The sequence below is a fragment of the Pseudonocardia sp. Ae505_Ps2 genome, from assembly GCF_001932425.1.
Lineage (GTDB): Bacteria > Actinomycetota > Actinomycetes > Mycobacteriales > Pseudonocardiaceae > Pseudonocardia.
Window position 1 is genome coordinate 759,471 of the sequence record NZ_MCIP01000001.1, and the last position, 11,075, is coordinate 770,545.

11 protein-coding genes are annotated in these 11,075 nt (G+C 72.6%); 5 read left to right on the forward strand and 6 right to left on the reverse strand.

What is annotated here, in order from left to right:
• Positions 1–4: 4 nt before the first annotated feature.
• Genes Ae505Ps2_RS03455 through Ae505Ps2_RS03465 form a run of 3 tightly spaced genes read right to left on the reverse strand, consistent with a single transcriptional unit; the run spans position 5 to position 2,514 of the window.
• Positions 5–409 (reverse strand): phage holin family protein, encoded by a 405-nt coding sequence (locus Ae505Ps2_RS03455; protein WP_075310092.1) that lies wholly within the window; start codon positions 407–409, stop codon positions 5–7.
• Positions 406–1,656, reverse strand: coding sequence for a serine hydrolase domain-containing protein (locus Ae505Ps2_RS03460; protein ID WP_198932227.1), 1,251 nt, complete (start codon positions 1,654–1,656; stop codon positions 406–408). Before Ae505Ps2_RS03460 ends, Ae505Ps2_RS03455 begins: the two co-directional genes overlap by 4 nt.
• 57 nt (positions 1,657–1,713) lie before the next feature.
• Complete coding sequence (locus tag Ae505Ps2_RS03465; RefSeq protein ID WP_139318920.1) at positions 1,714–2,514, reverse strand: class I SAM-dependent methyltransferase; 801 nt, start codon at positions 2,512–2,514, stop codon at positions 1,714–1,716.
• 185 nt (positions 2,515–2,699) lie between these two features.
• Here Ae505Ps2_RS03465 and Ae505Ps2_RS03470 point away from each other — a divergent pair, with 185 nt between their 5' ends.
• Both Ae505Ps2_RS03470 and Ae505Ps2_RS03475 read left to right on the forward strand, forming a co-directional pair.
• Entirely contained in the window at positions 2,700–3,686 is a 987-nt protein-coding gene (locus Ae505Ps2_RS03470) for a patatin-like phospholipase family protein (RefSeq protein ID WP_075310086.1), read from the forward strand.
• A 92-nt stretch (positions 3,687–3,778) separates the two neighbouring features.
• A complete protein-coding gene (locus tag Ae505Ps2_RS03475; protein ID WP_075310084.1) occupies positions 3,779–4,042 on the forward strand; it encodes a hypothetical protein in 264 nt (87 codons plus the stop codon).
• An 18-nt stretch (positions 4,043–4,060) separates the two neighbouring features.
• On the opposite strand, the gene Ae505Ps2_RS03480 is transcribed toward Ae505Ps2_RS03475, so the two are convergent.
• Both Ae505Ps2_RS03480 and Ae505Ps2_RS03485 read right to left on the reverse strand, forming a co-directional pair.
• Positions 4,061–4,270, reverse strand: coding sequence for a hypothetical protein (locus Ae505Ps2_RS03480; protein WP_226358927.1), 210 nt, complete (start codon positions 4,268–4,270; stop codon positions 4,061–4,063).
• A 19-nt stretch (positions 4,271–4,289) separates the two neighbouring features.
• On the reverse strand, positions 4,290–5,456 hold the full coding sequence (locus Ae505Ps2_RS03485) for a GNAT family N-acetyltransferase (protein ID WP_158071538.1): 1,167 nt from the start codon (positions 5,454–5,456) through the stop codon (positions 4,290–4,292).
• Between the two features lie 91 nt (positions 5,457–5,547).
• Between Ae505Ps2_RS03485 and Ae505Ps2_RS03490 the strand changes: the two genes are divergently transcribed.
• Complete coding sequence (locus tag Ae505Ps2_RS03490; RefSeq protein ID WP_075310080.1) at positions 5,548–7,185, forward strand: CocE/NonD family hydrolase; 1,638 nt, start codon at positions 5,548–5,550, stop codon at positions 7,183–7,185.
• Positions 7,186–7,328: 143 nt separating this feature from the next.
• Here the strand turns inward: Ae505Ps2_RS03490 and Ae505Ps2_RS03495 are convergent, their stop codons facing one another.
• A complete protein-coding gene (locus Ae505Ps2_RS03495; protein ID WP_020624854.1) occupies positions 7,329–7,694 on the reverse strand; it encodes a hypothetical protein in 366 nt (121 codons plus the stop codon).
• 1,432 nt (positions 7,695–9,126) lie between these two features.
• On the opposite strand from Ae505Ps2_RS03495, the gene Ae505Ps2_RS03505 reads away from it, so the two are divergent.
• Together Ae505Ps2_RS03505 and Ae505Ps2_RS03510 are read left to right on the forward strand one after the other, a co-directional pair.
• The gene (locus Ae505Ps2_RS03505) at positions 9,127–9,873 is read left to right on the forward strand and encodes an EamA family transporter (protein ID WP_170917008.1); all 747 of its coding nucleotides are present in this window, start codon (positions 9,127–9,129) and stop codon (positions 9,871–9,873) included.
• 629 nt (positions 9,874–10,502) lie between these two features.
• Positions 10,503–10,904, forward strand: a complete 402-nt coding sequence (locus tag Ae505Ps2_RS03510) for a metalloregulator ArsR/SmtB family transcription factor (RefSeq protein ID WP_075553403.1) — start codon at positions 10,503–10,505, stop codon at positions 10,902–10,904.
• Positions 10,905–11,075 lie beyond the last annotated feature (171 nt).

Sequence of the window (11,075 nt, forward strand, 5' to 3'; positions counted from 1 at the left end):
CGCCTCAGCGGTCGTCGAACCGGTCCGGGATCACCAGGTGCAGGAAGAACGACACGATCCCGACGACGATCGCGCCCCAGAACGCCGCCCAGAAGCCGTCGACGGCGAACGGCAGGTTCAGCACGGACGACAGCCATCCCGTCAGCAGGAACATGAGCGCGTTCACCACGAGCGCGAACAGTCCCAGCGTGAGGAGGTAGAGCGGGCAGCCTAACGTCGCCACGATCGGCTTCACCACGGCGTTGACCAGGCCGAACACCAGGGCGACGCCGATCAGCGTGAGGATCGAGGTGGTGGTGCCCGCACTCTCCAGCCGGATGCCGCCGACCAGCACCGTCGCCACCCACAGCGAGGCGGCGACGACGAGCGTGCGGATGGTGAAGGTGAGAACGGGGCTCGGTGGGGTCATCGGTCGGTCACCGCCTGCTGGACCAGCGTCTGGAGCTGGGATCGGATCGGGTAGGTGCTGGAGGGGACGAGCTGGGTCATGAAGACGACCGCGATGTCGTCGACCGGGTCCACCCAGAACGCGGTGGAGGCAAGCCCGCCCCAGGCGAAGGTGCCCTCGTTGGCGAAGCCCTTCGTCGCCGGGCCGTCGATCACGGTGGAGAAGCCGAGGCCGAAGCCGACACCGGAGAACGCGGACTCGGAGAAGATGGGGCGCCCGACGGTGTCGAGGTCCCCGCCGCCGGGCAGGTGGTTGCGGGTGGCCCTGGCCAGCGTGCGCGGGCCGAGGATCCGGGCGCCGTCGAGCTCACCGCCGCGGGCGAGCATCCGGGCGAACCGCAGGTAGTCGCCGGTGGTGGACAGCAGTCCGCCGCCGCCGGAGAGGAAGGTGGGCTCGCGGGTCGCGGCCCGGGCGAGCACCTTGTTCTCGACCAGGCCGCCGCCGGGCCGGGCGTTGTAGAGCGTGGCGAGCCTGCCGGCCTGCGGGGAGTCCTCCGGCACCCAGAACGCGGTGTCGGTCATGCCGAGCGGCTCGGTGATCTCCTCGCGGAGGAACTCGTCGAGACGGCGCCCGGAGGCGACCTCGACGACCCGGCCGAGCACGTCGGTGGCCACCGAGTAGTTCCATTCGGTGCCCGGCTGGAACAGCAGCGGGAACGACGCGAACTGCTCGCTCGCGGTCGCGAGGTCCATCCCGGACGGTGCGCCGAACTCGAAGCCCTTGGCCCGGTACATCTCGTCGACGGGGTGGGCGTGGTGGAAGCCGTAGGTCAGGCCCGCGGTGTGGGTCAGCAGGTGGTGCACCCGCACCGGTCCGAGCGCGGCCACGGTGCCCGGGTTCTGCGCGGAGCCGCCGCTGTAGACGCGCTGCTCGGCGAACGCCGGGATGTAGCGCGACACCGGGTCGGTGAGCTCCAGCGCGCCACGCTCGGCCAGCATCAGCGTGGCGACCGAGGTGATCGGCTTGGTCATCGAGTAGATGCGCCACAGCGTGTCGTCGGTCACCGGGGCCGCGGAGTCGAGGTCGCGGACGCCGAGGTGGGTCAGGTGTGCGAGCCGGTCGTGGCGAGCGACGGCAATCGTCGCGCCGGCGAGGCGGCCGTCGTCGATGTAGCGGCGGAAGTGGCCGTCGATCCGGGCCAGCCGGGCGGGGTCGAGGCCGACCTCCGCCGGGTCGGCCTCGAGCGTGCCGAAGGTCGGGGAGGTCACGGTCACGACCCTACCCGCGAGCCGCGTCCACGGTTCTGACGATCCTGCTGCCCCGGCTCAGACCGGCACGATCTCGTAGCGGGCCAGGCGTTCGCCGCGCAGCGCGGTCGCCCGCAGCGCCGCCGCCAGTGCCCGCGACGCCCGCGGCAGCCGGGCCGCGACCTCGGCGGGTGGGGACGCCGCGTCGCAGGAGGCGGCCAGGCGCAGCCCCCACGGCTCCAGCTCGCGCGGGTCCTCGCAGGTCCAGTCGACCTCCAGCTCGCGCAGCGGGCCCGCGGCGAGCCGCCCGGCCGCGCCGCGGGACAGCAGGTCGGTGACGAGCTCGGCGCCCGGGAGCATCCGGGCGGCGGTGAACACGATCCGCTGCACGCCCTGCTCGGGCAGCAGCGTCAGCACCCGGTCGGAGACGACCAGGTGCGGGCCGGGCAGGTCGCGGGCCAGCTCCAGCCAGTCCTCGTCGAGCGCGGACCCGGCCACCAGGTGCGCCGGGCCCGCCAGCAGCTCGCGGCGCAGCTCGGCCACCCCGGGCAGCTCGACATCGACCCAGTGCGCCGGGCCCTCGTCGCCGAGTCGTCCCGCGCGGTCGCCCAGCCCCGGCCCCAGTTCGACCACGGTGCCGCCCGGGTGCCGGCGCGCGAACTCGCGCACCCACTCGTCGAACACGGCGACCCGCAGCAACGTGGACAGCGTGTCGGCCCGTCCGGGCGCCGAGCCCAGGTCCAGGTCCTCGGCGACGACGGCGGCGGCGTGGCCCCCGACCACCGGATGGCGGCGACGGGCATCGCGGGCCCTGGCGTGTGCCGCGGGCAGCGACGTCGCCTCGAGCGCGTGCAACCGCGGACGGCGTCGTTGCGTCACGGTGTCCTTCCCCCCTCCAGCGGGCCTCCGCGTGGCGTCGGCGCTGGTCGCGCGAACGTACTAGTTGCCCGGCGGGGTGCCCGAGCCGGGAGGCGTCGGGCGGTGGGTGGCTCGCGGTCGGAGGCCCGTGGACGGTCCTGCCACCGGGGCGCGGCCGCGGGGTCGCGGACCTCCATGATGGGGCCGTGTCCCCCGCCCTCCTCACCTCCGCCGCGCACGGCGACGCCGAGGTCCTGCGCCTGCTCGAGCGTCGGCGCGACGCCGGGCTTCGCCCCGGTGGGCACGCCGACGGGGCGCGGGTCGCGCTGGTCGTCGGCGGGGGCGGGATGCGCGGCTCCTACGCGGCCGGGATGGTGCACGCACTGTCCGACCTCGGGCTCGCCGCCGGCGTCGACGAGGTGTGGGGCAGCTCGGCCGGGGCGTTCGTCGGGACGGCGCTGGTCATGGGGCACGGCGCCGAGGTGTCCCGGGTGTTCGTCCGGGACATGGCGTGCCGCGAGTTCATCGACCCGCGCCGGTTCGGCAGCCGCCGCCCGATGGTGTCGCTGGACCACCTGTTCGACCGGATCCTCGTCGACTCCCTGCCCACCGACTGGTCACGGCTGGTCGACCCGCCGGTCCCGCTGAACGTGGTGGTCACCGGGGCCGTGGACCTGCGCCCGCGGGTGCTGACCGCGCTGCCCGACGGCGCCACGTGGAAGGCCGCCATGCGGGCGACGGCGGCGATCCCGCTGTTGGCGGGCCCCCCGGTACGGGTCGGCTCGGGCGAGGACGCCGAGGACTTCGTCGACGGCTCGGTCGGTGACCCGCTCCCGGTGGCCCGAGCCCTGCGCGACGGCGCCACGCACGTCCTGGCCCTGCTCACGCGCACCGCCGACGACCTCACCGGCACTCCACCGGATGCCCGTACCCCACTGTGGGCCCGCTCGCTGGACCGGCTCGCACCGGGCCTGGGGCGGATGGCGCAGGACGCTGCCCGGCACGGCGAGTGCCTGCCGCTGCTCGCCGACGCCGCCCACCCGGACCGGTCCGGGGCGCACCTGTTGACGCTGAGCCCGCACTCCTCCGCCGGCGTCCACGGCCTGTCCACCGACCCCGGGCGGGTCGCCGCCGCGGCCCGGATCGGCTACGAGACGGTGCTGTCCGCGACGGCACCCGCCGCCGCGGCCTGAGCCCCGTCCCGACGTGCGTCGATGACTTCGGCGCTCCCGGGCGGTCGGAGCCGGTGTGGGCACCGTGCCCCGCACCGGAACGGGGGTGGCCCGTGCACGACGACACGCCGTCGCGGACATGGACCCGCACCGTCGTGCTCGCCCCCGGTGAGGTCCGCCCGCACGTCGAGGACGAGTGGCGGGGCGCCGTCGTCGTGGTCGACGCCGGGCGGATCGAGCTGTGCTGCGCCGCGGGCGGGAGCCGGACCTTCGGCGCCGGTTCGGTGCTGTGGTTCACCGGGCTGAGCCTGGTCCGGATCCGCAACCCCGGCCCGGACGAGGCGGTGTTCCGCGGCATCACCCGCGGGCCGCCCTGACCCGCCGGTTCCCTCCGCTCAGCCGGCCGCGTCGAGCGCCCGCTGCCAGATCCCGTTGCGGGTGGCGACGAGCCCGAGCTCGCGCGGGTCGGTCACGCACACGCCGCGGGGGCGGTGGGTGTCCCACAGCGCCGCGTCGTCGAAGACGGCTCCGCAGCCACCGAACCTGCGGCAGCAGTGCGCCCGGTCCGGCCCCACCCACTCGGTCCCGCAACAGGACATCCGCATGATCCGCACGGCGGGCAGGCTACGGGGCACCCCCGACAGTTCCGGTGGGCGGCGGGACCGGGTCGGTGGCGAGCAGGTCGTACCAGACCCCGTCGTCGACGATCTCGTTCTCCGTGCCGTGCACCCCGTCGGCCCGCGGGCGGCCCCACAGCCGGAACCCGGCGCGCTCGGCGACGCGGCGGCTGGCCGTGTTGTCCGCCGCGGCGCCGAGCTGCAGCCGGTGCCGGCCCATCCCGCCGTCGGCGACCGGGGTGAACGCGTGCCGCACGACGCGCCGGACCGCCGCGGACACCGCGCCGCGGCCGCGGGCGTCGGGGTGGCCGCGGTAGCCGACCTCGCCACCGGTCGGGGAGTAGGGCCGGTCGGTGCCGAACACCGAGAGAGTGCCGAGGTAGCGGTCGTCGTCCGGGTCGGCGATCACCCAGCCGACGCCGGCGCCCAGGGAGCGCTCCAGCGGGTGGTCGCGCAGCCAGCGGCGGGCGTCGTCGTCGGTGTAGGGCACCGGCAGTGTGGCGCTCCACCAGCGGGCGACGGGGTCGTTGCACGCCTCGACGTGCCGGGCGAGGTCGGCCTCGGTGGGCGGTCGGAGCCGGACGCCGTCGCCGTCGAGCACCGGGTGCGGCCACCACGTCGTCGCGGGGGGACGGTCGGCGACGGGTGTGCCGGGCAGCAGGACGGCGGTCCAGGCGTCGACCAGGCCGCCCTCGGCGGGCAGGGCCAGGGTCCGGACACCTTCGAAGCGGAACCCGCAGGCGTGCGCCACCCGCCAGGACGCGACGTGCCCGGCACGGCAGTCCCAGTGCAGCGCGGCGAACCCGGCGACGTCGAAGCCCCAGTCGGCGGCCAGCCGCAGCGCGCGGCTCGCGAACCCCCGTCCGCGCGCCCAGGGTGCGAGCAGGTAGCCGACCGACGGCACCGGGTCGCGACGCAGGTCGATCGAGCCCGCGTAGCGAGGGCGGCCGTCGCACCCGGACTCTACCGCCCACACGTACTGCCGGCCGGCGGCCCACTCCCGCCGGGTGAGGTCGATCCACTCCCGGGCCCGGCGTTCCGTGGTGGTCGGGGCGAGCGAGGTCCAGTGCTGCACGACGGGATCGCGGTACACCTCGAGCATCCCGGGGAGGTCGGCGTCGGTGTGCGCGCGCAGGGTCACGACCCCGTCGGTCAGTACGGGAGGGACGGTCACCGCGTCACCGTCACCGGCCACGCCCGGTCGGTGCAACCGGGTTCTCCTACGATCGACGGTGTCCGCAGGGGGCGGGCGAGGGGGAGGTGTCATGACCGCGCTCACGGAGCGACTGGTCGACCGCAGGCTCGGCTTCGGTGCCGACGAGCCGTACGTGCGCGAGCGTGACCTGCGGGTCCCGCTCTCCGACGGTGTCGTCCTGCTCGCCGACCTGTACCGGGCGCCCGGCCCGCTGCGGCCGCGTCCGACGGTCCTGATGCGCACCCCGTACGGCCGCGACGGCCTCGGGTCGATCATCGGTTCGCTGCTGGCCCGCCGCGGGTTCCAGGTGCTGGTCCAGTCCACCCGGGGCACCTTCGGCTCGGGCGGGCAGTTCCGCCCGTTCCTGCACGAGAGCTCCGACGGTCTCGACACGCTCGCCTGGGTGCGCGGACAGGACTGGTGCGACGGCCGCGTCTCGATGGTGGGCCCCAGCTACGTCGGACACACCCAGTGGGCGGTCGCCCCCTACGCCGACCCGGGTCTGTGCTCGATGAACGCCGACATCACTGCGTCGGAGTTCACCAGCACCTTCTACCCCGGCGGCGCGCCCGGCCTGCTGAACCTCGCGACCTGGGTGAACCAGATCGGCCGCCAGGAGCGCATCGGCGCGGTCACCGGCTTCCTCGCGACGCCGGTGTTCAGCCGTCGCAAGCGGCGTGCGGTGACCTCCCAGCCGCTGCAGGCCGCGGACGTCGCGCTGACCGGGGCGCCGGTGGTGTTCTGGCGGGACTTCGTCGAGCACGCCGAGCAGCCGCGCGAGTTCTGGGCGCCCGCCGAGCACGACGGTTTCGACGCCGCCGCGATGCCGCCGGTCTGCATGGTGACCGGCTGGTGGGACCTGTTCCTGGACCGTCAGCTGGTGGACTTCACCGCGCTGCAGCGGGGCGGGGCGACGGCGCGGATCACGATCGGCCCCTGGTCCCACGGCGACCGCGGATCGCTGTCGACCATCGCCCACGAGATGGTCCACTGGCTGGGCGTGCACCTGCACGGCGGCGAGCACGACGGCCGCGCCCCGGTCCGGGTGTACGTGCAGCACGCCGACCGCTGGACCGACCTGCCGTGCTGGCCACCACCGGAGGCCCGCCCGACCGAGTGGTACCTCGACGCCGGTGGCGGGCTGGGCCCGGACCGACCGGCCGGGACCACTCCGCCGTCACGGTTCGTCTACGACCCGGCCGACCCGACGCCGACGGTCGGGGGCCCGATGCTCCAGCCGCCGTCCAAGCAGCTGGACAACCGCACCGTCGAGGCCCGCGACGACGTGCGCGTCTGGACCGGCCCGCCGCTGGAGTCCGACCTGGACCTGCTCGGTCCGGTGTCGGCCGTGGTCTACGTGCGGACCGGGACGGGGATCGGCGACGTGTTCGTACGGCTGTGCGACGTCGGCCCCGACGGGGCCTCGATGAACATCACCGACGCGATGCACCGGCTGGTGCCCGACCGCGAGGCAACCGCACCGGACGGCACGACGGTCGTCCGGATGACGTTGAGCCCGACCGGGTACCGCGTGCGGGCCGGGCACCGGCTCCGGGTACAGGTCGCCGGCGCGGCGTTCCCGCGCTTCGCCCGCAACCCGGGAACCGGTGAGCGGACGGCCACCGCGGTCGACGGGGAACGGATCTCCTACGAGATCCTGCACGATTCCGAGCACCCGTCGCACGTGGTGTTGCCGCACCACCCCTGACGTCCCCCGTCCGCATTTCCGGCTCCCCCGGAAATGCGGACATCCCCCGCTCCGGTCGGAAGAGCAGGGGATGTCCGAGAAGTGCAGGGTCACAGGTGACGGGACGACGGTCCCGTCACCTGTACCCGGTGGTGCAGGAGCACTCAGTCCTGGACGTTGGTCTGGGACTCGCCCTGCGAGCAGTCGCTGAAGCCCGGGGCGTCCTCGCCGTTGGTGGCCTGGCCACCGAGGATGCCCAGGACGCTGGCGGCGACGTCGGCGCTGTTCAGCGTGCAGGAGAGCACGTTGGCGTTGTTCAGGGCGTTGACGTCACCGACGTTGATCAGGCCGGACTGGACGCTGTTGCGGTCCTTCTCCAGGTTGTTGATCTGGTCGGCGTTGATGCGGTCGCCGCCGTGGCCGTGCCCGTGGCCCTTGTCCCAGCCGCCGTCACCCGCGAAGGCGAGCGGGGAGATGGCGAGCAGACCAGCGGTGACGCCGGCGGTCAGGATTCCAGCCTTCTTCAGCACAGTTATTTCTCCGTTGTGTACGGGGTCCGATGTCGGACCGGCGTGTTCGGCGTGGGTTCGGGAGCCCCGCCGATGCACAGAACGCTATCCGGTCCATCCCCGATCCAACGAACTTTCTACCACTATCGGATGAGAGGCATTACCGACCGCGAGGTTATTGCTCTCTTCCGGCAGCCGAGGGTCCGCGGGGATGTCGCTTCCGGACGCCCGTTGCGACGCTTCGTCACCACAGTGGACCCGAATGGACGCGCATCCTTTTGCTGCAACACGCTCCGTGACACGTCGTCCGCTCGACCGTGTCGATGCGTCACCCCGTCGATATCGAAAGAGTCGCTCCGGACACGCCATCGCAGCCGCCCCCGGATGGGTTGTTCACCCGTCACCCCATCGATGACGAGGCCACGAGCAGCGTGGGGGCTGTTCTGCCTGCAATCCGGGGGGGCGGGCGCCTCCGTCGCGCTCGCGCTGAGCCGTGGCCACCGGTTCTTCCGGCTGGTCTCGGAGCGCCGGCGCGGTCGCCGGGCTCCGGCGACTGCACACCGCCCTGGTGGGGACGCGCGTCGCCGACCTGCGCGGTCATCGTGGCGCCCGATGGTGTGGGGCACCTCGTGTCGCAGAAGGACCCCGCCGCAGTGTCCGCGGCGCTGCATGCCCGGCTCACGCGTCCGACCGCACGCCCTGTCGCTGACGCTGTCACCGCAGCAGCGACCGTGGGCCCCAGATCGAGCGTCACTTGTTAGTATCGTTTAGTGGTGACGGAAGCACGTGGGCCGAGCTGGGACCCATCGCACTCGGCTCCCATCGAGCTCGAGCCGGTTCGACGACTGGCGAACACGCTGGATCTGTACCGGCACAGGGAGCATCTCGCGACGGCGAGCACCGCGACGGCAGCGCTCGGCCAGGACTGGCCGGGGCGAGGCGGGGTCGCGGACGAGGACCTGCCGCTCCTTCGCGACCTTCGCTCTGCCTGCCGGAACGTCCTCACCCACCAGCCGACGGACTCCTACGTCTTCCCGATGGCCGTCTCCGTTTCCGGCACGTCCATCGACGCATCTTCTGACCGTGCGCCGATCGAGCAGTACTCGACTCGGATTCTGCTGAGTTTGTCCTCAGCTCTGGCGGACAGTCGCATTCGCAGGTTGAAGTTGTGCGCGAACGACGCCTGCGGATGGGCGTTCTGGGATCGGTCCCGACCCGGGACAGGCAAGTGGTGCTCCATGCAGGTGTGCGGCGGCCAGAACAAGGCCCGCGAGTATCGGAAGCGGAAGCGCACAGCCTCATGAGGCCCACCCGGTGTCATCCTGCGCTGGGCGCAGCGTTGGTGGTGGCATCGTGTTCGGCGGTACAGCTTTCTGCCGCGCTCACCGCTCCGCTCGTGGGCCAGCTGGGGTCCGCGGCGGTCGCCGGTTGGCGGCAGGCAATGGGCGCTTTCGTGCTGCTCCTCGTCGTTCGACCGGCGCTACGTGGACGGACGGTGCGGGAATGGACCTGGATCGCGGTCTTCGGCGTCTCCATGGCCACCATGAACGTCGCGTTCTACTCCGCTGTGGCGGTGCTGCCGCTCGGAGTTGCGGCCACGCTGCTCTACCTCGGACCGTTCGCGGTCGCCTGCGCCGGGTTCCGCCGCGGACCGGCCTTGGTCCTTCCGGTGATCGCCTTGACCGGCGTCGTACTCATCAGCCGGCCAGGAACCGTCGACAGCGCCGGCGGCGTAGTCGTGGGGCTCACTGCCGGCGCCGCGCTCGCCGTCTACACCCTCGCGAGCCGCGCTGTGGGGCAACGGGGCGGAGTGGACCTCTTGGCTCTCAGCGTCGCGGCATCGGCGGTGGTGTTGACACCGTTCTCGGTTGCTTCCGCACCGTCCCTGAACGGCCCGGGCCTCGCGATCCTCGTGACAACGGGAGCGGTGGGTGTCGCAGGGGCGTTCTGGCTGGACTTCCGAGCTCTACAACTCATCGGAAGCCGTGCGGTCAGCGTTCTGTTCTCCCTCGACCCGGCCATCGGAGCGGTCACCGGGGCGATCCTGCTGAGCCAGCATCTGGACTCGTTGACCGTGGCAGGCCTGGCCGCCGTCGTCGCATCGGGCGCAGTTGCCGCGGCGACAAGTAGCGCCGGCAGCGGCGAACACTCCGAGAGGGGCGCAACTACGGGACAGGGACGTCAGCCCCCAGGGCAATGACCCTGCTGTTCGCCCCACCACGGATCCTGTGCTGGGGCGATGTAGCCGACCGCAGTTCGCGTCGTGGGCCGGGCACAGCGTGGATGTCCCGCTGCAGGTCTACGGCCGAGTGCATCGCCGGTCAGGACGACGCTCTTCGCCGCCGGGTCGAGCAGGCTCTCCGAGACGGCCGTTCATGATCGCGTCCGTGATGCGTCCGTGAACACCCATAGAAGCCCGGCGACAGCCGGACGGACCCAGACACGAAAGAGACCCCCGGTTCCGGCGTCTCCGCTGTTCGGGGGGTCTCTTTCACCTGCTGTGGCTGGTCCAGGATTCGGACCTGGGAAGGCTACGCCGACGGATTTGCAGAGAGCTGCGATACCGGCCCTGACCTGCGGCGCAAGTGCGGACCACTCGTCCGTGGCCGCGTATCGTCCGTGATCCGCACCGCGGGGGTTGTGCCCGCTCCTCCCCCGTCCCCCTCGTACAGGCCGATCTCCTCGTCGTGGTGACGAGGCAAGGGTGGCGCAGCCATCGCGTAGCGACGCCGCAGGCGCCCTCGCGGCCGGCACCGCGGCGTGGACCATCAACCGGCCGAGGGGGATCCAGCCTTCCATTCCATCGCTAGATCTAGCTAACATCGCCGGATGGCGATGGATTGTTGCCCTGGTGTCAGCCCCGCGGTGGCTCTGTTCCGTTCGCTGGCCGATCCCGCCCGGCTGGCCATCGTGCTCCGGCTCAGCCAGGGCGAGGCGCGTGTCGTCGATCTGACCCATCACCTGGGCCTAGCCCAGTCGACGGTGTCGAAGCACCTGGCGTGCCTGCGCGACTGCCGCCTCATCGACTCCCGTGCTGAAGGACGCCAGTCCTACTACCGGCTCGTGCGCCCGGAGCTGATCGATCTCCTGCGCAGCGCCGAGACCCTGCTGGCCGAGACCGGCAACGCGGTGGCACTGTGCCGGAACTACGGCACCGCGGATTCCGCCGAGGACATTGAGGTGTTCTCAGTAGCGGGGTGGCAGGTCGTGGCGACACGCCGAGGGTGGTGAGATGAGCGGGAACGGGGCAGGACCCCGGTAGATCGGTTCGGTCCAGCACAGATCGACACCGTCACCGAGGTCCTGCATGTCTGATCCTGTCACCTACACCGCTGTCCTCCCGATCGGGGAGCGCACCGTGGCCTATCTGGCGCGGCTCCTGGTCCTTCAACGCCGTCGACG